This is a genomic window from Vitreimonas flagellata (assembly GCF_004634425.1).
Taxonomy (GTDB): Bacteria; Pseudomonadota; Alphaproteobacteria; order Caulobacterales; family Aquidulcibacteraceae; genus Vitreimonas; species Vitreimonas flagellata.
Map to the genome: position 1 here is coordinate 495,272 of NZ_SBJL01000002.1, position 23,724 is coordinate 518,995.

The window sequence follows — 23,724 nt, forward strand, 5'->3', positions numbered from 1 at the left end:
GTTTTAATCACGGGTCGCAACGATTCTGTGGATTAACGTTGCCGAGATGTTGCGCCGACGGGGAGCATGTAATGCGAGTCTTGTTGATTGAAGACGATAGCGCGACGGCGCAGGGCATTGAGCTGATGCTCAAGTCCGAAGGCTTCAACATCTACTCAACGGATCTTGGCGAGGAAGGTATCGACCTCGGTAAGCTCTATGATTACGACATCATCGTGCTCGACCTCACATTGCCCGACATGCACGGATACGAAGTGTTGAAGCAACTCCGGGTCGCGCGGGTGAACACCCCGATCCTGATCCTCTCGGGCACCGCCGATATCGACACGAAGGTCCGCGGCCTCGGCTACGGCGCCGACGATTACATGACCAAGCCCTTCAACAAGGACGAGCTGATCGCCCGCATCAACGCAATCGTCCGCCGCTCGAAGGGTCACGCTCATTCCGTTATCAGAACGGGCGACATCACCGTGAACCTCGACGCCAAGACCGTCGAAGTCACCGGCCAGCGCGTCCATCTGACGGGCAAAGAATACCAAATGCTGGAGCTGCTCTCGCTCCGCAAAGGCACGACCCTCACCAAAGAGATGTTCCTGAACCATCTCTATGGCGGCATGGACGAGCCGGAACTGAAGATCATCGACGTGTTCATCTGCAAGCTACGCAAGAAGCTGGCGGCGGCCACGGGCGGCGAGCACTACATCGAGACGGTGTGGGGCCGCGGCTATGTCTTGCGCGACCCGCAAGAGATGGGCTCGACGGCGACCGTGACGTCGGGCGTCGCGGCGGCGTAACCGCCCTCCTCGCTTACAATTGAATCGCCACAACGGCTCATGCGGATGCGCGTGGGCCGTTGTTCGTTTAGGGTCGGCGCCATGATGGATCGCCGCTCTCTTTTACTGGCTGGCGCCAGCGCGCTTTCGGCTTGCGCGACAGCGCCGCCTGCTGGCGAACCGATGAGCGATGGCGATTTCCGCGTGCTGGTCGACGGATGGGCGCAAGCTGATCGGCGCGAGCGCGCGGTTGAGATCGCGGCGTTCGATCCACAACGGCTAAGCGCCGAGGGGCGCATTCTCTATGACGCGATTGCGCAAGGTTCGCAGGCCGATGGTTTGCTCGCGGCGTTTCCGTGGGGGCGCAGCGGCACGCCATACGTCGTCAGCCACCGCTACGGTGCGTACCGCCGCGCGAATGCGAGTGCGGCGGCGATCGATGCGGAGACCACGCAACTCCGTGCTGACGCCGATGCAGGCATAATAGCGCCAGGCGCTGTGCTCGACGCCGCGATTGCGGCGGTCGACGCGGCGGCGGGGCGCGCAAGCGGCGCGGCGGCCGATGCAATGCGTCGGCAAAGTGCTGCATTGGCCGCGCTGCGCCCGCGATCGCGGATCGAGGCCGGCGTGTGGGCGCTGCCGGGCGGCGCCGATTTCTATGAATTGGCCCTGCAATTTCAGCTCGGCGAAGAGATTTCGCCGCGCACCACGCATCGGCAGGCGCAGGCTTATTGCCGCGAGCTGCAGCGCGAGGCCGATACGCTGCTGCGCACGCAAGGGCTGACGCGCGGCTCCGTGGGCGAGCGTTTGCGCGCGTTCGGAGCGGATGAGCGGCAGCTTTATGCGGACAGCGCCGACGGTAAAGCGCATGCCGTGGCCGACATGAACGCGGCGCTCGCGCGTTTGCGACCCTTGCTGCGCGACGTGTTGGATGGCGCAGATGCGCCCGCCGAGGTGCGACTCGTGCCGCCGGAGGCGGAAGCGGACGGCATGGCCGGTCGGCGCGAGGGCGGCGTGTATCACGTCGACTTTGGCGCGATCCGATCGCGACCGCGCTGGACGCTGGCGACCGTCGCGTATCACGAGCTCGTACCCGGCCACATTCTGCAAGCGCCATTCGAGCACGCCGCACAAGCGCCTGCACTGCAGACACGCTACGCGAGCGGCTACAGCGAAGGCTGGTCGATCTATGCGGAGCGTTTGGCGGATGAGGTCGGCGCCTACGCCGACGATCCCGCGAGCCGCATCGGCTATCTGCAATGGATGCTGTTTCGCTTCGGCCGCATCGTCGCGGACACCGGCATTCATGCGATGCGCTGGAGTCGCGAACGCGCGGTGCAGGAGCTGCGCGACCTGCAAGGCGACAGCATCGCATTCGTGAGCATCGAGGAAGACGTATTGCGCATGTGCGCCCAACCCGGCGCGGCGGCGGCGCAAGGGCTGGCGGCGATGCGGATTGCAGAACTACGCACGCAAACGCGGCGCCGCTTAAGCGCACGCGATTTCCACGCGGCGATGCTGCGCCACGGCCCCCTCTCCCCACCGAGCTTGGCGCAAGCGGCACGTGCGGCAGGCGTTCACTAAAAACCCACTTGATTAGGCATTGCCACCGTTGTCATGTGCTCGCATGCACAGCCCGATTTCTCGCCGCACCCTGCTCGCGCTCAGCGCCAGCGCCGCCGCCTTCCCAAGCGCCGCCTGCGCGACAATTCCCGCACCCGCGCCAACATCACACGGCTGGGTGCGTGGGCCATATGGCGGCGCGGGTGGACGGATCGTGCGCGTCACCTCGCTCGCGACGGAAGGTCCAGGCTCGCTGGACGCGGCGCTACGCGAGGAAGGCCCGCGCATCATCGTGTTCGAAGTGGGCGGCGTGATCGATCTGAACGGCGAAGTGCTTGAGGTGCGCCAGCCCTTCGTCACCATCGCTGGTGAAACCGCGCCCGGCCCTGGCGTCACGCTCATTCGCGGCGGCATGCGCATTCGCACGCACAATGTTTTGCTGCGTCACCTCTTTGTCCGCCCTGGCGATGCCGGCCGGGCGCCGCAAAGCGGCTGGGAGATCGACGGGATCGTCACCGAAGCTGGGGCCTATGACGTGATCGTCGATCATTGCTCGATCACGTGGGCGACCGATGAGAATCTTTCCGCTTCAGGCCGCCGCTTTGATGGCGCCACGCCTGCCGAATGGCGCGAAAGCACATCGCATCGGATCAGCTTCACAAACAACATCGTCGCCGAAGGGCTTTCGAACGCGACGCATTCGAAGGGCGAGCATTCAAAGGGCAGCCTGATCCACGACAATGTTCAGGACGTGCTGATCGCGGGCAACCTCTACATGAACAACCGTGAGCGCAATCCGCTGTTCAAAGGCGGCGCCTCGGGGGCGGTGGTCAACAACCTGATCTACAATCCCGGCCGGCGCTTCCTGCACTACAATCTGCACGCCGCCGAATGGGAAGGTCAGCCGCACCAGACCGGCAACATCGCCATCGTAGGCAATGAATTTCGCGCGGGTCCATCAACACCGGCGGAATCGATCGCGATCGCGCTCGGTGGGCAAGGCCCACTTGAGCTGCATGCGCGCGACAATCTCGTCAGTGCTGCGCCGGGCGCTGTAGCCCCTGCTCTGTTCGGGCGCTTTGGCGATGGCGCAGCGCAATTGATCGAAGTCGCCGCGCAAACACCGTGGCCGCAAGGTTTGCAGGCGCAGCCATCGAGCAGCGTCGCTGCCTCGGTGTTGCGCAATGCAGGCGCGCGACCTTGGGCGCGCGATCCGATCGATGCGCGCTTGATCGCGGATGTCGAGGCCGGGCGCGGCGATGTGATCGACAGCCAGAACGAAGTCGGCGGCTATCCGACTTATGCAGAAGTAGGCGCGCCCTTCGATCCCGCGCGCTGGGATTTAGAACGTGGCGTGCCGCGCTAGAGGGCTCGGTACGTCACACGCTTGAAGCGCGCTTCGCCTGCGCCGGCGGTGTAGATCGCCGGGCGCAGACTCAGGAAATCGCCCATCGTGTTGTGGTGATAGCCCGAGACTTCCATCTGCACGCCGTAGCGCGTCCAATTCGCGCCGTCACGTGAATGGTGGATGGTGACGACGTTGCGGTCGTTGCGCAGGCGCAGAAACAATCGGCGGGCATTGTCACCTCCGGGTGCAGCGCCACGGCGCTGCAAGCCATAGCGATGCATGACGAGACCGCGCGCGTCAAAGCCAAGTCCCGCATAGAGGCGGCGATTGTAGAACAGAAGCACGCCCGCTTCGGCGCCGTCATCGACCTCGATCTCAGTCTCTATCTCATAACCGAGATCGCCGCAGATGAAAGCGAGCGGCGAGCAATCACCAGGGTTTGTCCCCTTTCCGCGCATACCGAGACCAAAATCGCCGCGCCGCAAACGCTGCGCTTCGTTCGCGCCCGGATCGTAGAAGGCCCACTGAACGCCCAGACGATCGGTGCTGAAGTCATCGCTGAGCGGCGCGCCGTGATCGGCGCTCAGATGCGGAAGCGGTTTGCGCAATGGGCGCGAAAGATCGCCGCCGCGCGGATTGAACCAGCCGTCGCTCGTCCATTCCGCGGGTTCGAGCAAGGTTTGGCGACCCAGCGTCCAGAACCCGTTTTCGTAGCCATGATAGACAAGATGCCAGCCGCCATCTGGGCCATCGATCAAAGTGGCGTGCCCGCGCGACCACCATTTCTCGCGCGCTGACCACGTGCGCAGGATCGGATTATGCGGGCAATCTTCCCACGGCCCATGCAGCGATCGCGCGCGCGCAGCGATGACCATGTGCCCCGTCGGCGGACCAGCCGTGCCGCCGACGGCGGTGATCATGTAAAAATAGTCGCCGTGGCGCGTGATCTTCGGACCTTCCGGCGAGAAGCTCTCAACGGTCCAATCTTCCGGATAGCGCCACGGATCATAGACATGCTCAACCGCGCCGGCGAGCGAGAGACCATCGGCGCTGAGTTCGACGCGATCGCCACCGCTCAAGAAGAGGAAACGCCGGCCATCTTCTGAAACGGCGTGGCACGGATCGATATGACGCGGCAGACCCAGATCGATCGGCTCGCTCCACGGCCCTTCGATGCTCTCCGCGTGGATCACATAGATCGAGCGATGCTGCGGCGTGCGGGCGGGAATGTAGAGATAATAGCGGCCGTCGTGATTGCAGAGATCCGGCGCCCAGACAGAACCAATCGGCGTGCGCAGCGCCGCTTGTAGCGGCCGCCAATTCACCAGGTCATGCGACGCCCAGATCAACAGACCTGGATACGCGTCAAACGACGAAAACGTCATGTAATAGATGTCGCCGTCGCGGATGATCGACGGGTCCGGACGGTCGCCGGAGAAAATCGGATTGAGAAATGTGCCGTCGCTAAGATCGGCGCGGCGCTGGCCCTCGAAGCCGCGGCGCCATTCAAGATGCGCCCAATCGAGACCAGCGCTGGTGATCTCTCCTTCACGCCGTGGGGCAGTCGGCGCCGCAATTGTACTGGCGCAGCCTGACAATACGCTAAAAGAACTTGCCCCTGCCCCCGCGATAAACAAGCGACGCGTGGTCATGGCGGCAACCTCGAAACATGAAAAGGCCGCGTCACCTTTGCGATGACGCGGCCCTCAATGTGCCTAGTAATTGTAGCGGAAGCCGACGACGAATTCGCGGCCCGTATGCTCGTAGTTCAGGCTGTTCTTGCGCTGGGTGTTGATCCAACGCTCGTCGTACTGATCCGTGAGGTTCAGCGCTTCGAACGAGAAGGTCAGGCGCTCGTTGACATCATAGGACGCCGAGAAATCGACGTTCATCTGCTCGGCCTTGCCCTCCACATCGTTGCCGTTCTGCGCCGGCACCAGCGTCAGATATTCGTCACGATAGGTGCCCGAAACGCGTGCCTCGAAGGGACCATGCTCGTAATAGAGCGTGGCCGACCAGGATGTCGGCGACTGGCCGACAAGCGATTCCGTAACCGTGTTGCCGGTGTTCGGATCGGTAATGTAGTCGAACTCCGACTCGATGCTGGTGTAGTTCAGCACCGTGCCAAAGTCGCTGAACGGCGCTGGCAAGAACGAGAACGGTGTCTGCAGAGTGATCTCGTAACCGGTCAGGTCGCCGCCGGGCGAATTGAGCCAGGACGTCACCTCAAAGATGTCCGCTCCCGTCACGCCAACCGGCAGCAGATCGAGCGGGAAGCCCGTGTCCGAGTACGGCACGTTACGACGCAGACGCTGGACGAAGCTGTCGATTTCCTTGCTGAAGAAGGCGACCGAGAAAAGCGCTTCGTCATACGGATAATACTCGATGCTCAAGTCGAGATTGGTCGATCGGATCGGGTCGAGAAACGGATTGCCCGTGTTCAGCGTCAATCCAGGAGGGCTGGCGTCCACCGAGCCGCCGGGCGTCAAAGAGTCGAGCGATGGGCGCGCCATCGTCTTCGCCGCCGCGAAGCGGATGAGCAGATTGTCGACCGGCTCGACCACGAAATTCAACGACGGCAGCGTGTCGCTGTAGGAATTTTCAACGGTAATTTCGTTGCCGCTGAGAATGCCGGTGGAGGTCAAATTGGTCTCGACATAACGCACACCGACATTGCCGCGTACGCCGATGCCGGCGAGTTCCGTATTCCAATCGAGCTGGACATAGGCGCCGTTCGAACGCTCGTATGCTGAGCGCGTCTCGGCCGGGTGCGGCGCCAGGCGGAAGTCACCGTAGGAATTGATGCAATTGCAGTCGAAGTCGATGATGTTGTTGAGCGCGTTGAGATCCGGCACGACCCACGTTGTCGGCGTGCCGGCCGGCAGATCCATGCCGCTGCCGAAGCCGGTCACTGTCGTCGAGTAGTCGGCGATGGTGTAGCCGTTGAGCCCCAATTGCGTCAGCACGCTCGCCGGCAAGGCTTCCGACGCACGACGCCATTCCTGGACGTCGAAGCCGAATTCCTTGGTAGATGCGCCGAAGCTCAAGCTCAACGCATCGCTGATCTCATACTCGAAATCGACGCGCGCAGTTTCGTAGGTGTTCAGCGTCTTGTTCGGACGCAGGCGGATAAGAGAAGCGTCACCTGCGGCCGTTGAGGCGCTGTACACCCAATTGGCAGGATTGGTGACGTCGAACCCGTAGTCAAACTCGGGGAGGTTCGGGTCCGAATAATCGTAGGAATAGCCGTCAACGTCGTAGCGCTCGAAGGAGATCGTCGTTTGCTGCGGGTTGCGGCCCATGGCGCGCGACAGGCCGACCAGCGCGCTCATGCTGAAGCGATCGCTAAAGTCGTGCTCGATATTGAGCGAGCTCTGGATGAACTCCGTTTCAAGCAAGTCAATGCGCTGCTCTGAGCGGATATCCACGTCGTTGAACGTGCCGGATACCAGGTTGCGATTGTCATCGAGCACGCCGCTCACAAGATCGACGGCGCGAAGCCCTTGCACGCCGGTTTCACGGGCAAAGCTGATGACTTCGAGGAATTCTTCCGTGCGCTCTTGGCTGAACTGCGCATAGAGCGTGTCCAGCGAAACGCGCGTGGAATCCGCAGGGTCCCATTGCAGAGCAAGCGTCGCGCCAAGCCGCTCGCGATCATAGCCGATGCGGCCATAGCGCGGGATGCGCGGGTGCGAGCCGTTGGCGGCGGCGGTTCGCGCAGCGGCGCCGACGAGCACGTTGCCATCGGCGTCGGTGATGGTGCCGACCGATTGGTAGCAACGCGTTATGTTAACGTAGTTCGGACCAGCGCAGCCGTCGTCGGCTGGCACGCGGAAACGACCCGAGCTTGAGCCCTCTTCAAACGTATTGCGGTTAGCGACCGCGATCGAGAACAGCGCGCCTAGATCACCATCCAGCCAGCGATTGCTGATCAGGAAGGTCGCGCGCGGATCGGTTTGTTCAGACAAATCGTTGTGCGAAGCTTGGCCGCCGAACGCCAACTCAAAGCCATCGAAATCGAACGGACGCGCGGTGCGCAGACCGACCGTGGCGCCAAGCGAGCCTTCATCGGCCGCCGCCTCCTGGGACTTGGACACCGTGACGTTGTTGAAGAGTTCAGAAGCGAAAACGCTGAAATCGAATTGACGGTTGCGGTTGGCGCGGCCGTCACGACCGCCGGTCGTGGCCAATGCTTCCATGCCGTTGAGCTGAACGCGGACGAAATCGGCGCTCAAACCGCGCACGTTGATGGAGCGGCCTTCGCCGCCGTCGCGGTCAATCTGAACGCCCGGCACGCGCTGGAGCGATTCAGCGAGGTTCAGGTCGGGGAAATCGCCGATGTCTTCGGCGCTGATGGAATCCACGATGGTCGTGGCGTCACGCTTGATGTCGATTGAGGCCGCGAGCGAGCCACGGAAACCCGTGACGACGATTTCTTCTTCTTCGGCTGCCTCGTCCTGAGCGAAAGCGACGCCGCCTACACCCATGCCGACGGCCATGCTGAGCGCGGCCAACGACGTGCCGCTCAAAGTCCAACGCTGTTTATTCGACGACTTCACCGCCATCACGCTCCCTCCCCGACAGGCTGGACGATCGGCGGTTTCCCACCCTCTCCGGCCGCGTTTCGATCCCATGACACCGTTTTCTTGGTCTTTGCCACCGGTGTCTATTTCACGAATAGGACACGAAATGTCCCCTTGGCAAGCTCAATCCTCCCTTTTGGCGAAACTCTGCCCCTTCTCTGTTGCGTTTGCGCCCCACTTGGGCTGGCGCCAGGTTACAGCGCCTCGTGCGCAACGCGTCCATCCGATACCGTCAACACGGCCCGCGCCGTTGAAATCATGGGCGCTTCGGCATTCATGAGGTCGATCGAGAAGGCGCTGACGTCCGCGCGTTTGCCCACCTCGATCGTGCCCCGCTCAGCCTCGGCAAAGCACGCAAAGGCCGGCGCCCAGGTAAGCATGCGTAACGCTTCCGCGCGACCGACAGCTTGGTCCAGCCGCCAATCGTCGCCGGCGAAACCGTTGAGGTCATGGCGGTACGCTGCCGCGTAAAACTCAATCAGCGGATCGCCCTTCTCCACGGGCGCGTCGCTGCCCGCCGCGATGATTGCGCCGCTATCAAGCAACGACCGCCACGCGTATGCGCCCGCGAGCCGATCGGGACCAAGACGTGACGGCGCAAAATGCAAATCGCTGATCGCGTGTGAGGGCTGCATGGACGCGATCACGCCTTGGGCTGCGAAACGCGGAATGTCTTCGCGCGCGAGCACCTGCGCGTGCTCAATCCGCCAGCGCGCGGCGCGTGAAGCGGCTGCATCATTGGCGAACACGTCGCGGTAAGCGTCAAGCACCAAGCGATTGCCGCGATCGCCAATGGCGTGCGTGGCCACTTGCACATTGCTTGCACGCGCGCGCGTGAGGAACGCGCGGAGCTGATCTGGCGGCGTGACAAGCAAGCCATCGCTATGCGCGTCCGAGTACGGGGCGAGCAATGCAGCGCCGCGTGAGCCCAGCGCACCGTCCATGTAGAGCTTCACGCCGCGCACAGAGGCATTGCCGATAGCGAAAGCCCCGCGCTGAAAGACGATCTCGGAATCTTCGGGCGTCAGGTAAATATCGGTGTGGATTGGCGCTTCGCCTGCGGCCGCGAATTCCTGCAACAGCATGGCTTCCGCGAGGCTTGTGCTCATATTGGACGCGCCCGTCCAACCGCGCGACGCGTAGAGCCGCAACGCTTGCGCCAGCGCTTCACGCTGCATGGCGGGCGTGGGCGCCGGCAGACGGCTTTGCACCAGGCTCGTCGCGTTATCGATCAGCATGCCGGTGGCGCGACCTTGCCCATCGCGCTCAATGCTGCCGCCAGCAGGATTTGCGGTGCTCGCATCAATGCCCGCGAGCGCGAGTGCTGCGCCGTTGACGACACCAGCATGCCCGTCGACGCGCTCCAGAAACACGGGGCGATCGCCGACGATGTCGTCAAGATCAGCGCGATTGGGAAAGCGGCGCTCGGGCCAATGGGTTTCGATCCAGCCGCGGCCGTAGATGGCGCCTTCGCGATGCGAGGCCGCATAGGTGCGCAAGCGCTCACGCAGTGCAGCGATTGACTCAACGCCAACCAGATCGAGCACCATCGCCGCCATGCCGACGCCGCCGAGATGGCAATGAGCATCCTTAAAGCCGGGATAGGCTGCCGCGCCCGCAAGATCGAGTACACGCGCGCCGCGCGCGTTGGCGCTGACATCCGCGAGAGAGCCGAGCGCAACGAAGCGGCCATCGCGAATGCGCAATGCTTCAACGCGCGGATTGGCGCTCACGCCTGTATAGATCGGGCCGCCATGAATGATGAGATCGGGCGCTGCCTTAGCATGCGCACAGCCAGCGGCCAGCACGCCAAATGCGACGCCGCCAAAATCTCTACGGTTCCAATTGCGCATGCCGATCTCCCCTGTCGCACTAGGGGTAATCAGAGACGCGCGAAGCGCAAGCTTAAGTCGACGGCTCTTCGGTCAGCAGCGGCTCGATGTGGCGCGCGGTAAGATTGCGCAGGCCCTCGAGCACGGCGGCGCGCGCGGCCTGGTCTCCGGCCATATCGGGATGACGCAAAGCGCGCATGGAATCGATGTGCACGCGAATGGTCGCCGCGCGTGTGCCGCTGCGATCCTCGGAATCGAGCAAGGTGCAGAGCGAGTAGGCTGCGGCGCTGAGCTCACTCAGGCCAAAGCTGCCGCTTTCGTTGAATATCTCGTTCGCCAGCAGATACATCGCTTCGTCGCGGGCGGCGTTCGCTGGGCGTGCAGCCATGTTTGCAAGCACGACGAGCTTCTGATCGAGCGCCTGCATGCAGGATTCGCGAATGCTTTCGAGCGCTGCGCTCGCCTTGCTCAGTGCTTGGCCGACGCTGACGCCGCCAGGCGTTTCCAGCAATTTCGCGAGTCGGTTCTCGGGCCGAAAGCGGCGCACCACACTCATATCATCACCCGCTGCGGCTTCATGAAATTATCGATGTCGTCTTGCGACATGTCCGGCCCGCTGGCGGCGCCGAGCGGATCCTTGATGTCGGTTGAGCGACGGCCGTCAGTGTCGGCCGGCAAGCCCTCGAACTTGAAGCGACGATCCGGGCCGATATACGCGCCAGCTTCCACGAACGGGCGCTTATCACGCGCGACCCAGAGGATACGTTGCAACAGCACGTTCGGTGCAATCGGCTTGCTGACGAAGAAATTGGCGCCTGTATCGCGCGCCTGTTTCACGCGTGATACACGCGGGTGGCCGGACATCAGGATCACAGGCGCAAAGCAATTTGGCTCCACCATCGAGGCGCGCAGATTGCGCACCATGGCGTAACCAGCGCCCTCTTCAGCATCAGGGTCGATCAGGATCAGATCGAACGCTTTATGTTTCAACAACTCGCCCGCCTCGCGCACGCTATTGGTGCGATGCGTCTCGGCGACGCCGAAGCCTTTGAGAATCTGGCCGAGTATATCGGCGGCGTGTGTCGTGGTTTCCACCACAAGCACCACGGCCTTGGTGAGATTGATCGCGGCGTTGGGGTTGAGGTCGCCGCTCATGCGGCTAACCCCAAAGGATATCGTCGTCGATATCCTTTGGCTCCGACACAGTGCCGGCGAGACGATCACGCACGTCGGCCAACTTCACACGGCCGAGCGCTTCGGTGACGGACACCGCGCCCAGATTGCCGCCCGCGCGCGCGAGTTCACCGAGAAAATCGCTCACAGCGTGGACGTGTTGCAGCACAAGATCGAGATGTTGCAGCTCGTGCGTCGCCGGCCCGGCCGTCGCGCTATTCTTGACCATGTCGAGGATCGCGGTTTCGAGCAGCAAGCCGCGTTCGTACGCGTGCTGCAACTCGACCGCGGCCGCGGCGAGCACTTCGCCCAGCGGCTGCTGCGCTTCCGCTTCGGCGATCGGCGCTTGGCTTTCTGCAGTGGCGCGCATGGGGTCCCTCAGAACAATTCAATCGCGCCGGCCTCGGCCGGTGCGGGGGTGACGACGGCGGCGCGCTTGCGCTCGGACTTGAAGACTTCGGTGTCGTTCGAGTCCAAGATGAGCTGCGCCATGCGGCCCGATTGCGGCCAGAAGCGAATGCGACGCGGCTTGTCGCCGCCGAGACTCTTGCCGAGGCACGGAATGCCTTCCGCCGCGAGGAATTTCTCGGCGAACTCGGCGTTCTGACGGCCGATGTCGGAAAGCCCTTCAACGACGCGCGCGCCGCCAAACAGCTTGGCAACCAGACGGCCCTTCGAGGCGCCCTTTTGCAACAAACCGTTGATCAGCAATTCCATCGAATAGACGCCATACTTCATACTGTCGTTGCGGCCGTCGTTCGAGCCAGGCAACAGAAAGTGGTTCATACCGCCCACGCCCAACACGGGATCGCGTACACACGCAGCGACGCACGAGCCCAACACCGTGGTGAGCACCACGTTGGGATCGTCGCTGATCTGGAACTGCCCTTGAATGACATGGACCAGACGCTCGCGCGGCGCGGCAGCGGGGGCGAGGCTTGTGTTCAAGAGAGCGCGCCGAACACCGCTTCGATTTTCTGCTTGAGCGAGGCCGTGGTGAATGGCTTCGTCAGATAATTGTTCACGCCGAATTGGATGGCGCGTTGCACAAGCTCTTTGTCCGAGCGGCCCGTGAGCATGATGAACGCGGTCTTCTTCGTCGGCTCGTGCGAGCGGATCGCGCGCAAGAAGTCGAGACCATCCATCTTCGGCATGTTGTAGTCAGAAATCACAAGATGCGCGCCCTTGGTGACGAGCGCCTTCAAGCCCTCTTCGCCATCCGGCGCTTCGTTGACGTCGGTGAAACCGATCTGCTGCAACGCGGACCGGACAAGGGCGCGCATCGTCAATTGATCGTCGACGACAAGCACGCGAATGCTGGACGCGGCGGGCATTAGGCGGCTCCCTTCATGGCATCGGTGCAAAGCTCAAGCACGGCTGCCGATATGCGAGTTAGCGGTAATTGCTTTTCGACCGCGCCAAGTTCATGCGCGGCGCGCGGCATGCCATAGACGACGCAGCTGGCTTCATCTTGGCCGATTGTGCGCGCGCCAGCGTCGCGCATGCGCTTCAGGCCCGCCGCGCCATCGCGGCCCATCCCGGTGAGAATGACGCCCACAGCGCGACCGCCCACAGCAGCAGCGACGCTATCGAACAACACGTCGACCGACGGGCGGTGGCCGTTGACGGCGCCAGACGCAAAGAGCTTGCAGCGCAAATTGGAGCCCGAGCCCTCGACTTTCAGGTGCGCGTCCCCGCCCGGCGCCAGATACACGTGCCCCGGCTGAATCGCCATGCCGTCTTCGGCCTCACACACGGTCGGCGCACACGTCTTATCCAACCGCATCGCAAAATTGCGCGTGAACACAGGCGGCATGTGCTGCGTGATCACGGTCGGCGGGCAATTGGCGGGATACGTTTGCAACACGGTTTGCAGCGCCTCGACGCCGCCCGTGGACGAGCCGATCGCAACCAGATTGCGGTTCGGGCGGAAATTAGATGTCGGCGCCGGGGTCGGCGCGGCGGAATTGCGTGAGCGCACGCGCGAATGCGCAGCAGCGCGGATCATGTCCGGCAGTGGGCGGAAGGCAGCGCGTATGTCACCGTCGCGCGGCTTGCCGATGCAATCCACGGCGCCGAGCTCAAGCGCTTGTAGCGTGGCGTCGGCGCCTTCCTGCGTCAGCGTCGAGATCATGATCACCGGCATCGGCCGCAAGCGCATAAGGCGCTCGAGGAACTCGATGCCGTTCATATTCGGCATTTCGACGTCGAGCGTGACCACGTCAGGATTCAACGCCTTGATCGCTTCGCGCGCTTCGAGCGGGTCGCAGGCCGAGCCCACGACTTCGATATCCTGCTCACTCTTCAGCACGCTGGCGATCATCGCCCGCATCGTGGGCGAGTCATCGACGATCAATACGCGGATGCTCATCACGCTCCCCGTTTCAGTCTGTAGGTCGTGAGACCATCGGTCTCGAAATTCGGGTCGTTCACGCGTTCTGAATGGCCGATATAAAGCCGCGCATGCGGATGCATGTGCTGGCGATAGCGCCCCCAGATGCGCTCTTGTGTCGGCTCTTCAAAATAGATGACGACGTTGCGGCAGAAGATGGCGTCGAACTTGCCCTTAATCGGCCAATCGCCGATCAGGTTGAGCTCGTTGAAGGTGATGAGCGCGCGCAGCTCGGGCGACACCACCCAATCACCCGTTTCGCGATCACGCTTCAAATGGCGATCGCGCATTTCCTTCGGCACGGGCGAGACGTTATCGTCGTTGTAGATCCCGCGACGGCCGGTTTGCACCACGTTCGGATCGATATCGGTGGCGAGGATTTTCACATCGAGGCGTGTGGCTTCCGGAATGACGGAAAGCACCGTCATCGCCATTGAATAGGGCTCCTGCCCCGTCGAGCAGCCGGCGGACCAAAGACGCAAACGTCCGCCCGCTTTCACGTTCGCGGCGAGCGGTTCAAGGATTTGAGTGCGCAGCAAATCGAAATGGTGTGGTTCGCGGAAGAAGCGCGTCACGTTGGTGGTGAGCGCGGCGAGCATATTGACGCGCTCGTCCTTGCCCTCGGGCGTGCCAACAAGAGCAACGTAGGCGGCGAAATCCGCGAGCCGTAGCGCGCGGATGCGTTTGGCCAGGCGCGAATACACAAGCGTCGCTTTCGCCGGCGGCAGGTGAATGCCGGCGTCCGCGTGCAGCATCGCGGCGACCGCTTTGAAGTCGGCCTCCGTGAAATGGTATTCGCCTTGTACGAGCGGCTCTTCTTCGCGCCCGCGCCTGGCTGGATTGCTCATGCCGCTTCCTCGAGCGATTGATCAGGCAGAATCTGGTCGAGCACGATCCAGGAGATCATGCGGCCTTCGACGGCGAGAATGCCTTTAACGAAACGCTTCACTGCATCGCAGGCGACGTCCGGTGTCGGCTGGATTGCGTCGGCGGTCGTGGTGAGAATTTCCGACACAGCGTCGACCAGGAGACCGACTACGCGGTTGCCGATGCGCACGACGATGATGACGTGACGCGCGTTCGGTTCGGTGACGCCGAAGCCCAAGCGGTTGGCCAGATCGATGATCGGCAGCACCGCGCCGCGCAGATTGATCACACCGCGGACATAAGGCGGCGATTGCGGCAGTGGCGTCGCCGCAGCCCAGCCGCGAATTTCGCGGACGGCCATGATGTCCACGCAATATTCCTGTTCGCCGATCCGGAAGGAGATCAGCTCCAGGCGATTCTGGGCGAATTCGATATCGTCGTTGGTCATATCAGCCTGCCTTTGCCAATTGGGTTTCCGCGCGCGTTTCGCTGACGCGCTGTGCAATCAATCCATCCACGTCGAGAATGAGCGCCACGCGGCCGTCGCCGAGGATCGTCGCCGCCGCGACGCCTTCGACGCGCTGGTAATTCGCTTCCAGGCTCTTGATGACAACTTGGCGCTGGCCTTGGATGTCATCCACGAGCAGCGCCGCGCGGCCGCCGCCTTCGCTTTCGACCAGCAGCACGACGCCACTATCCGGCTGCGCCGAGTCTTTGCGGAAACCCAGCGCCACCCCGACATCCACCAACGGCACGAACGCGTCGCGCACTGCAATGACCATGCGGTTTGGGCCGAGCCTGCGGACTTCACCCGGCTTAGGCTGCAGCGTCTCGATAATGGTTGTGAGCGGCGCGATCAGCGTTTGCGCTGCCGCACTCACCACCATGCCGTCGAGCACGGCGAGCGTGAGCGGCAACGAGAGCGTGAAGGTCGAACCCTTGCCGGGGTTCGAGGTGATTGAGATGCGGCCGCCGAGCGCTTGGATCGAGCGCTTCACCACGTCCATGCCGACGCCACGGCCGGAAATGTCGGAAATCGCCGATGCGGTCGAGAAGCCCGGCAAGAAGATGATGTTGTCGATTTCTTCGTCGGTCATGTTGAGATCGGGCGCGATCAGGCCCTTCTCGATTGCCTTCGCCCTCACGCGCTCGCGATTGATGCCGCGGCCGTCGTCCGACACTTCGATGACGATGCGACCCGAACGGTGCAGCGCCGCCAAGCGGATCGTGCCTTCCGCGGGCTTGCCTGCATCGATGCGCTCCTGTGTGCTTTCGAGACCGTGATCGACGGCGTTGCGCAGCATGTGCGTGATCGGATCGGACAAACGCTCGATGACCGTCTTGTCCACTTCGGTGCCTTCGCCATCCATGACGAGGCGCACTTGCTTGTTCGTCGCCGTCGCGATTTCACGCACCAGACGCGGCATGCGCTGAAACACCGATTTCACCGGCTGCGCGCGGATCGCCATAACGCTGTCTTGCAGTTCGCGCGTGAGCTGTTCGAGCTCATCAAGACCCATGGCGACGTTCGACGAGCGTGCGACGCCTGTTTCGGCGACACGCTGCGCCAACATGGCCTGATTGATGACAAGCTCGCCGACAAGATCGATCAGGCGATCGACACGCTCCAGATCGACACGGATCGTCGCGTTGGCGGCGGCCTTGGCTTCGCCATCACCGCCGGCAGCGGCGGGCGCGGCTTTCGAAGCAGGCGCGGCGCGCGGCGGCGCAGCGGCGGCTGGCGCTGGAGCGGGCGCCGGCGCAACCACCGCAACCGGCGGCGGCGCAACAGGTTCGATCACCGGCATGGGCGCCGCGATCGGCGCCGGTGTGGAAACAGCGATGCGCTCCACGATCAAATCGCAATCGCCTTCGACGAATTCGAAGATCTCGCGGATCGCGGCTTCGTCCTTGTCGCTGTTGAGGAAGCAGGTCCACGACAAATACGATGCGTTGACGTCCATCGCGTCGAGCGACGGCACAAGCGAATCGTCCACCGCGACGTCGCACTCGCCGAGCATGGCCAGTTCGCGCAGCAGAATGGTGGCGTCGCTGCCTTTGGCGTAGAGCGCTGGGCGCGGCGTGAAGGTGATCTTCCAGATTTCCTCGTCGCTCGCGGGCGCCGCCGGCTCGTCCAGCAGCGGCACCTCATCGATCGAGATGCGCAGCGGCACGAAGCCCCATTCGTCAGGCTCGGGGTCGGCGCCTGGCGAAACTGGCGCCGGAGCAGCCGCGGCAACTGGCGCGGCGGCCGGCGGCGCGCTGCCGCCGTGCGCAAGATGCTCAAGCTCTTCCATAAGTGCTGCGCAGCGGTCTTGATCGACGCTGCCGCCATCGCGCGCGGCGTGCACGAGATCGGCCAACACGTCGCTGGCGCGCAGCATCACGTGCAGCACGTCCGGCTCGATCGCGAGCTTATCGGAGCGCATCAAATCGAGAACGGTCTCGAACGTGTGCGAGAATTTGACGAGGTCTTCGAAACCGAAGGCGCCGGCGCCGCCCTTCACGGAATGCACAGCGCGGAAAACGGCGTTCACCGTCTCGCGATCGCCCGTGCCCTCTTCCAGCGCCATCAGGCCGGCTTCGAGCTCTCCGAGCTGTTCGTCACATTCCTGGAAGAACGTGACTTTGATTGCGTCCATCGGATCCATGGCGCGCGCTCCTTAAGCCGATACGCGGCGAATTGCTTCGACAAGACGCGCCGCATCGAACGGCTTCACGATCCAGCCCGTCGCGCCCGCGTCGCGCGCGCGCGCCTTCTTGGCTGCATCACTTTCCGTCGAAAGAACCAGGATCGGTGTGGCGCGGTGTTCTTCGACGCCGCGCACACGCTCGATAAAGCCGAAGCCGTCGAGCTTGGGCATGTTGATGTCGGTGATAATCACATCAGCGCCGTGCTCAGCCAGCACTTCGAGGCCGTGCTCGCCGTCCTCGGCCTGCACAACGTCGAAGCCTGCGCCCTTCAGCGCCATCAGCAGCATTTCCCGCATCATGCGGGAATCATCAACGGTGAGAATACGCATGCTCATGACGCCGCCGGCTCCGCGAAATAGCTGTCCATGCCAATGTGGCCGAGTGCACGGAGCATCTCGTCCGAAGGATTCGCGAGCGCGAATTCAACACCGTCTTGCATCCATGTCCGCTGGGCTGCAGCGATCACTTGAATGCATTGGCCGCCAATGCGTTGCACGTCGGCGCCGTCGATCTCGATCGCCTTGCCGCGCTGGGCGAGGAATTGATCGCGCAATGGGCCAGCGGCTCGGAAATCGAGCGCCGGCGCCAATTTGATCTGTGTGGCTTGGCTCATCCTTAGAACTCCTCCCACGACTCGACTTTGGTCGGCGTGGACGATGGCATGGCGACGCGACGCGCGGGCTTGGCGGCCGCGAACTCAGCCAGACGTTCTTGCTGTTGCAGCACCGGATTGGCGCGCTTCGGCGCAGGCGTTTCAGCGCTGACGGGTTTCGGCGTGGCGCGCGGCGCGGGTGCGGGGCGCGTGGTCACGGATGGCGTGGCACGCGTCGGCGCGCGCGGCGCAGCCACGGCGCGCGTAGCGCGCGACACTTCAAAGCGCGCGACGAGCTGCGCCAATTGCTCGGCCTCGTGGGCAAGCGCATGGCTGGCGGCGGTGGATTCCTCGACCATGGCAGCGTTTTGCTGCGTAGTTTGATCCATTTGGTTAACGGCGCTGTTGACTTGGGTCAGGGCGGTGGCCTGTTCCTGCGCCGAGGCGGTGATGTCGGCCATCAGCGCGTTAATCTCGGCGACACCGGCTGCAATCTCTGAGAGAGCTTGGCCGGCCTGACCAACCAGCTTCACGCCGGCGCCCACTTGTTGCGTGCTGGTCGAGATCAGCGCTTTGATTTCCTTGGCGGCCTCGGCGGAGCGTTGCGCCAGCGCACGGACTTCCGAGGCGACGACAGCGAAGCCGCGGCCCGCCTCGCCTGCGCGCGCAGCTTCAACGCCCGCGTTCAGGGCCAGCAGATTGGTTTGGAACGCGATCTCGTCGATGACGCCGATGATTTGACTGATCTGTTTGGACGAGCCTTCGATCGCTTCCATGGCGCTGACCGCATCGCGGACGATCTCGCCGCTCTTGTCGGCGTGCTCGCGCGCGTGTTGCACGGTGGCGTTGGCTTGGCGCGCGCCTTCGGCGGTTTTACCGACGGTCGCGGTGATTTCGTCGAGCGCTGCTGCGGTTTCTTCGAGCGTCGCCGCTTGTTGCTCGGTGCGGCGCGAGAGACCGTCCGACGCCGTGCTGATTTCGCCCGTGCCTGAACGAATGCCGTCCGCGTTCGAGGCGATGGTTTGCATCGCATCTTCGAGCTTCGCGAGTGCGTTGTTGAAGTCGTCTTGCAGCTTCAGATACGCCTCCGGCAGCTGACGATTGAGACGATAGGTCAGATCGCCATCGGCGAGTTTGGCCAAGCCTTCGCCGAATGAACCAACCACGAGTTCCTCGGCTTCGCGTTGCGCGCGCGCTTCGGCTTCCTTTTGCGCGGCGGCGGCGGCAATACGGGATTCTTCGTGGCGACGCTCCGCTTCGATGCGATCAAGTGCTGCTTGGCGGAACGTGAGCAAGGCCCGGCCCATCGCGCCGATTTCGTCGCCCCGTGCGGCTTCCGGCGGATTGATGGAATTGTCGCCCTTCGCCAGCTGATCCATCTGCGTGGTGAGATTGAGCAGCGGGCTGACCAGATATCGGCGCGCGCCAATCGCCAGCGCAGCCACGGCGCCAGTCGCAAAAACAAGAGTCGCAATCAGCAACCAAAAGGCGATCGCGGAATCCCGCTCTGCTTGCGACTTTGCTTCTTCGGCGCTGGCGGAAATAACGTTGGTCACCTCCTCCATCGCACCTTCGAGGGCTCGGAATTGCTCGAAAAAGCCCGGCAATTGCGCGAGTGCGGCTTGCGGGTTGCTCTCCGCTTCGTTGATCACGCGCTCGGCAGCAGTGATGTAAGCATTTAATGGTTCGGCGACGCCCGCAACTGCGGCGCGCTCGCTATCAGTTTCCGCAAGCTCGCCTTCTTCCGCGATCATGGCGCGGAATTCGGCCATGTGCTCGGCGAAATCGGCGCGCACCTCAGCCATTGTGATGCCCGACGCCGGATCGCGCGCTGTAAGTGCTGCGAGCACATCGGAACGCATCGCGTCATGCATCATGTCAGCAGTTAGGTGACTCCGTAGCAATTCCGCCGTTCGCTCGGCGTTATGGAGTTCGTCCGTCAGCTTGTTTTGTTCGTAGAGGCCAACGCCGCCTGTAACGGCAACGAGCGCCAACATCGAGGCGCTCGCGGTCATGGCGACCTTGTTCAAAGAATTAAACATGGACATCAACTGCCCCCTCCCCAGGGCGGTGTGATTTCAATGCGTAGGCCCGCCACCCAAAGCTCATCGCGGTCCTGATCTCCGCCAGGATCGAGCACGAGCTGCAGGTCCGGCTGCACGCGCAGCCAAGGGGCGATCTGATCTGAGTATGTGATCTCGAAACCGGTCTCGGCGTCGGCGACGTTGACGCCCAAATCGCTTTCATTATCGCGATGCTTGTCGCTAAGGCGGCCCTGATAGGCGCCCAGCGAAATTTGACTGTCGGGGCGCGACGCGATCGGCGCTTCAATCAGCACGCCAGCCTGCCAACCGCTTGAATATGAAGTGGTGTCACCGTCAGAGAAGCCGACGCGCAGGAAGCCTGTCATGCTTTCCGTCAGCGGGCGCTCGTAGGTTGCGTAGGCGCCGAACGCGCGGCGCTGTTCTGGATCACCGAAACCATCGAGGTCGCGGATGTCGTCTTGATCGTCGCTATAGGTCCAAGCGCCGACGTTGAAATTGAAGCTGTCGCGCCAACCATATTCGCCGATCAGCAGCACGCCATGGTCGAAATCGGTGTCGACGCCGTCCGGATCGCCGAACACGCCAGCCGAGGCATTGAGCACGGCGAGCATCACCGACTGACGCTCGCTAAACTCCAAGCGCCCCCTCACCGCCAACGCCGTCGAGGGGAAGATCGACGGGCCGTTGGGGCCAGTGGCGGCAAGCTCGGAGCCAATCCCGAAGGCCGGCGCGATTAACAAACCGGCGGATTCGTTCGAATAGAATTCGCTGTTGAGATCATAGAGGCCAGCGCGGACGCTGCCGGCGCCGAGCGCCTGCTCGACCCAAAACTCGAACAAACGCAAATGCTGACTGGCGACTTCGATATTATCGACACCCTGCAGGGTGCCCAGATCGTCGTTCGGGATCTCGCCGGAATTGTTGAGGACGTGCGCGTGCAATGTCGCGCCATCCCAACCAATGGTTCGGCCAAGATCGAGATCGCCCACGACATCCAGATTGTCCAGAAAGCGCCCGCGCGTGCTGACGTCGTCGCTCCAGCCGGCCACCACGTCCGCGGTGTAGGCGACGGACCATGTGAACGCGTCATCGGCATGCGCCGGGGCGGCGGCCAACATCGCCACAGAGGCTGGCGCGCACGCCAGCAGCCCCTTCATCGCCGGCTTCACTTGCATCGGCATTGAGCCCCCCGACTCAGAATTCTTCCCAGTCTTGTTCCGCAGAAGGTTTCAGAGCCGTTGCGCCGCGCGTGGAGAATGCAGCTGGCGGCTTCGATTTGGCCGGGCTGGACGGCCTGGCCGGGCGGCTTGCGGTAGCCAATTGCGCAGGCGCCTTCGTGGCCTCGCCGATTTCGAACCTCGAGACCAGTTGCGTCAGCGTTTCGGCCTCGTGCGTGAGCGAATGGCTGGCCGCTGTACTCTCTTCGACCATCGCTGCGTTTTGCTGCGTGGTCTGGTCCATCTGGTTGATGGCGGTGTTGACCTCGGCGAGCGCGCTCGATTGTTCCTGAGCCGAAGCGGAAATGTCCGACACAAGCCCGCTGATTTCGGCGACCTTCGAAACGATCTGCGCCAGCGCATCGCCGGTGCGGCCGACGAGATCGACGCCGGCCTCCACTTGGCGCGAGCTTTCGTTGATGAGGCCCTTGATCTCTTTCGCGGCTTCCGAGGACCGCTGCGCCAACGCCCGCACTTCCGAGGCGACGACGGCAAAGCCCCTGCCCGCGTCGCCCGCGCGCGCGGCTTCAACGCCAGCGTTGAGCGCGAGCAGATTGGTCTGGAACGCGATCTCGTCGATGACGCCGATGATCTGGCTGATCTGTTTGGCGGAGCGTTCGATCTCCCCCATCGCCGCCACCGTCTCGGCGACAACGCGGCCGGAATGTTCGGCGTCTTGACGCGCGGCGGCGACAGTGGAATTGGCCTGATTGGCGCCATCTGCGGTTTTCTTGACCGTGGCCGTGATTTGGTCGAGCGCGGCGGCCGTTTCTTCGAGCGAAGCTGCCTGCTGTTCAGTGCGGCGTGAAAGATCATCCGACGCGCTGGTGATTTCGTGCGCACCGCCGCGAATACCGTCGGCGTTGGCGGCAATCACTTTCATCGCTTCCTGCAACGTCACCATCACGCTGTTGAAATCAGCGCGAAGCTTTTCGTAATCGCCTGCGAAAGGCTCATGGATACGGAACGTGAGGTCGCCGTCGGCAAGCTTTGCAAGGCCCGTGGCCAAAGCCGTCACGACGAGACGCTGCGCTTCTTCCGCCGCTTTTGTCTCCGCCTCAAGCCGCAGACGCTCACGCTCCGAGGTATCGAGATAGACGGAGATCGCCAAATCCATGTCGATCAGCGCCGCCTTCATCAGCGCGCCGAGCGAATCCGCGAGATCGTCAGCATCAAACTTGCCGAACGGCCCGCGCGATTTGGTTTTCTCTGCAACGACGGCGCGCACGAGTTGATCGAGGATCAGGCCGTAGCCGCCAATGTACCATTGCGGCTTCAAGCCGATGCGCGCGTGCGTTTCGCCAATGCGCTGCACACTCGCCATGTAATCGTCGCTGAACTCGCCGCTCGCGATGCGCATCCAATGGCGCGCCTGCGCGGACTTGGCGCCGTCGATGTGCTGCTCGCCGGAGAAGAAGCGGCTAACAGAGGGTTCGCGGCGGATTTGCTCGTAGAATTGATCGAGACCGATGGAGAGCCCTTTCTCGATCGCGCCCTTGGCGCCGCCGAGCGCCTGCCGCGTCTCGGCGTTCACCCGCATAAATTCCAAACGCTCGCGTAGTTTGTCGGAGCTCATGGCCCTGCCTCCCATGCGCGCAGAGGCGCAACCGAAGGGTGGCGCAAGCTCTTGCGATCGCACGGCGCGCAACACTGCGCGTCGTAGGGTTAATTTCGGTTCCGTCGCTTAAATGGTGGTAAATATCGCAAAGTATTCGTGGAACTAGTGCGCCTAACCTAGATCAACAACACATGCTGAAACGTAGGTTATATTACTTTTGCCATAGGCATAGTTGAGTAAATTTCGAACTGGGCCATAGACCTTCAGAAGCATGGACCAGTATCCGGAAACATTATTCAAATACCGCCGTTCGATTCTGCCTGAGCAGGAATGAAAAAGGCGGCCGCAGCGATGCATCAACGCTTAATGGCCTTTGACGCACGACCTGCATGCGAGCTGTGCGAAGCTGGCGCGAACGCGGTTTATGCGGAGGCTCGCGAGACCAACGTCGAAAAGCTCTCTGCGTCCCGCGCACAGAGCAGCACGGCGCGCGCAAACGCCGCCCTGCTGCGCGCGGGAGAAAAACGAAACTACGTGCACGCTTTGCGACGCGGCTGGGCGATGCGCGTTGCACACCTGAGCGACGGACGCCGACAAATTCTGGGCTTCTACGTTCCCGGCGATCTTTTCGATATCGAAACACTTCTGGTCGGCGGCGATCGGCCGGCGAGCTTCACAGTACGCGCGCTCACCGAAGTTGAGGTCTGCTCTTTTCCAATCGAGACGATGCGCGGGATCATTCAGGGCTCGCCGGAGCAGCGCGCGCGCTTTGATGAGTTCGCGCACCGCCAGTTAGCCTACGCGTATCGCCGCATGACCGATATCGGCCAGCGCACCGCGCAAGGCCGCATGGCGCAGCTTTTTCTCGAATTGTTCGAGCGGCTGACCGAGCGTGGACTAGTGCGCGATCAAGCCTTCGAGATGCCAGCGCGACAGGAACACTTGGCTGATGCGCTCGGCATGACGCCAGTGCACGTCAACCGCACGCTACGCGTTCTGAAAGCCGCCGGGCTCATCGAGCAGGACCGTCGGGAGACGCGCATTGTGAGCCTCGACGGCCTACGCGCCGTCGCCGACGAGCAATAGC

Annotated in this window: 21 protein-coding genes; 4 read left to right on the forward strand and 17 right to left on the reverse strand. The window is 62.8% G+C overall.

Annotated elements, in window-relative coordinates; all coding sequences use genetic code 11:
• Positions 1-71: 71 nt before the first annotated feature.
• The 3 genes from ctrA (at position 72) to EPJ54_RS10425 (ending at position 3,702) form a co-directional block, all read left to right on the forward strand.
• Positions 72-794: a response regulator transcription factor CtrA gene (gene ctrA / locus EPJ54_RS10415; protein ID WP_135211658.1), complete on the forward strand. Its 723-nt coding sequence runs from the start codon at positions 72-74 to the stop codon at positions 792-794.
• Positions 795-875: 81 nt separating this feature from the next.
• Positions 876-2,357 (forward strand): DUF885 family protein, encoded by a 1,482-nt coding sequence (locus EPJ54_RS10420; protein ID WP_167755678.1) that lies wholly within the window; start codon positions 876-878, stop codon positions 2,355-2,357.
• A 43-nt stretch (positions 2,358-2,400) separates the two neighbouring features.
• Positions 2,401-3,702, forward strand: a complete 1,302-nt coding sequence (locus EPJ54_RS10425; RefSeq protein WP_135211660.1) for a pectate lyase family protein — start codon at positions 2,401-2,403, stop codon at positions 3,700-3,702.
• On the opposite strand, the gene EPJ54_RS10430 is transcribed toward EPJ54_RS10425, so the two are convergent.
• The 17 genes from EPJ54_RS10430 to EPJ54_RS10510 form a co-directional block, all read right to left on the reverse strand.
• Positions 3,699-5,336, reverse strand: coding sequence for a family 43 glycosylhydrolase (locus EPJ54_RS10430; protein WP_135211661.1), 1,638 nt, complete (start codon positions 5,334-5,336; stop codon positions 3,699-3,701). The genes EPJ54_RS10425 and EPJ54_RS10430 overlap by 4 nt on opposite strands.
• A 63-nt stretch (positions 5,337-5,399) precedes the next feature.
• On the reverse strand, positions 5,400-8,249 hold the full coding sequence (locus EPJ54_RS10435; protein WP_239590857.1) for a TonB-dependent receptor: 2,850 nt from the start codon (positions 8,247-8,249) through the stop codon (positions 5,400-5,402).
• 212 nt (positions 8,250-8,461) lie between these two features.
• Positions 8,462-10,120 (reverse strand): amidohydrolase, encoded by a 1,659-nt coding sequence (locus EPJ54_RS10440; protein WP_135211662.1) that lies wholly within the window; start codon positions 10,118-10,120, stop codon positions 8,462-8,464.
• 52 nt (positions 10,121-10,172) lie between these two features.
• Positions 10,173-10,655, reverse strand: a complete 483-nt coding sequence (locus tag EPJ54_RS10445; protein WP_135211663.1) for a hypothetical protein — start codon at positions 10,653-10,655, stop codon at positions 10,173-10,175.
• The gene (locus tag EPJ54_RS10450; RefSeq protein WP_135211664.1) at positions 10,652-11,254 is read right to left on the reverse strand and encodes a response regulator; all 603 of its coding nucleotides are present in this window, start codon (positions 11,252-11,254) and stop codon (positions 10,652-10,654) included. The genes EPJ54_RS10445 and EPJ54_RS10450 overlap by 4 nt, the downstream gene beginning before the upstream one ends.
• A 4-nt stretch (positions 11,255-11,258) precedes the next feature.
• Positions 11,259-11,642: a hypothetical protein gene (locus tag EPJ54_RS10455; protein ID WP_135211665.1), complete on the reverse strand. Its 384-nt coding sequence runs from the start codon at positions 11,640-11,642 to the stop codon at positions 11,259-11,261.
• A gap of 8 nt (positions 11,643-11,650) precedes the next feature.
• Positions 11,651-12,220 carry a chemotaxis protein CheD gene (locus EPJ54_RS10460; protein WP_135211666.1) on the reverse strand — a complete coding sequence of 190 codons (570 nt, stop codon included), beginning with the start codon at positions 12,218-12,220 and terminating at the stop codon, positions 11,651-11,653.
• Positions 12,217-12,606: a response regulator gene (locus EPJ54_RS10465; RefSeq protein ID WP_135211667.1), complete on the reverse strand. Its 390-nt coding sequence runs from the start codon at positions 12,604-12,606 to the stop codon at positions 12,217-12,219. The genes EPJ54_RS10460 and EPJ54_RS10465 overlap by 4 nt, the downstream gene beginning before the upstream one ends.
• Positions 12,606-13,643 (reverse strand): protein-glutamate methylesterase/protein-glutamine glutaminase, encoded by a 1,038-nt coding sequence (locus EPJ54_RS10470; protein WP_135211668.1) that lies wholly within the window; start codon positions 13,641-13,643, stop codon positions 12,606-12,608. Before EPJ54_RS10470 ends, EPJ54_RS10465 begins: the two co-directional genes overlap by 1 nt.
• Positions 13,643-14,512 carry a CheR family methyltransferase gene (locus EPJ54_RS10475; protein ID WP_135211669.1) on the reverse strand — a complete coding sequence of 290 codons (870 nt, stop codon included), beginning with the start codon at positions 14,510-14,512 and terminating at the stop codon, positions 13,643-13,645. The genes EPJ54_RS10470 and EPJ54_RS10475 overlap by 1 nt, the downstream gene beginning before the upstream one ends.
• Entirely contained in the window at positions 14,509-14,979 is a 471-nt protein-coding gene (locus EPJ54_RS10480; protein WP_135211670.1) for a chemotaxis protein CheW, read from the reverse strand. Before EPJ54_RS10480 ends, EPJ54_RS10475 begins: the two co-directional genes overlap by 4 nt.
• 1 nt (position 14,980) lies before the next feature.
• A complete protein-coding gene (locus EPJ54_RS10485) occupies positions 14,981-17,182 on the reverse strand; it encodes a chemotaxis protein CheA (protein WP_135211671.1) in 2,202 nt (733 codons plus the stop codon).
• 12 nt (positions 17,183-17,194) lie between these two features.
• Positions 17,195-17,560, reverse strand: a complete 366-nt coding sequence (locus EPJ54_RS10490; protein ID WP_135211672.1) for a response regulator — start codon at positions 17,558-17,560, stop codon at positions 17,195-17,197.
• Positions 17,557-17,838 carry an STAS domain-containing protein gene (locus EPJ54_RS10495; protein ID WP_135211673.1) on the reverse strand — a complete coding sequence of 94 codons (282 nt, stop codon included), beginning with the start codon at positions 17,836-17,838 and terminating at the stop codon, positions 17,557-17,559. The genes EPJ54_RS10490 and EPJ54_RS10495 overlap by 4 nt, the downstream gene beginning before the upstream one ends.
• Before the next feature lie 2 nt (positions 17,839-17,840).
• Positions 17,841-19,865, reverse strand: a complete 2,025-nt coding sequence (locus EPJ54_RS10500) for a methyl-accepting chemotaxis protein (RefSeq protein WP_239590858.1) — start codon at positions 19,863-19,865, stop codon at positions 17,841-17,843.
• Positions 19,865-21,043: a carbohydrate porin gene (locus EPJ54_RS10505; RefSeq protein WP_239590859.1), complete on the reverse strand. Its 1,179-nt coding sequence runs from the start codon at positions 21,041-21,043 to the stop codon at positions 19,865-19,867. Before EPJ54_RS10505 ends, EPJ54_RS10500 begins: the two co-directional genes overlap by 1 nt.
• A 13-nt stretch (positions 21,044-21,056) precedes the next feature.
• Positions 21,057-22,655 (reverse strand): methyl-accepting chemotaxis protein, encoded by a 1,599-nt coding sequence (locus tag EPJ54_RS10510; RefSeq protein ID WP_135211674.1) that lies wholly within the window; start codon positions 22,653-22,655, stop codon positions 21,057-21,059.
• Positions 22,656-23,003: 348 nt separating this feature from the next.
• Here EPJ54_RS10510 and EPJ54_RS10515 point away from each other — a divergent pair, with 348 nt between their 5' ends.
• The gene (locus tag EPJ54_RS10515) at positions 23,004-23,723 is read left to right on the forward strand and encodes a Crp/Fnr family transcriptional regulator (RefSeq protein ID WP_239590912.1); all 720 of its coding nucleotides are present in this window, start codon (positions 23,004-23,006) and stop codon (positions 23,721-23,723) included.
• The last annotated feature ends 1 nt before the right edge of the window (position 23,724 follow it).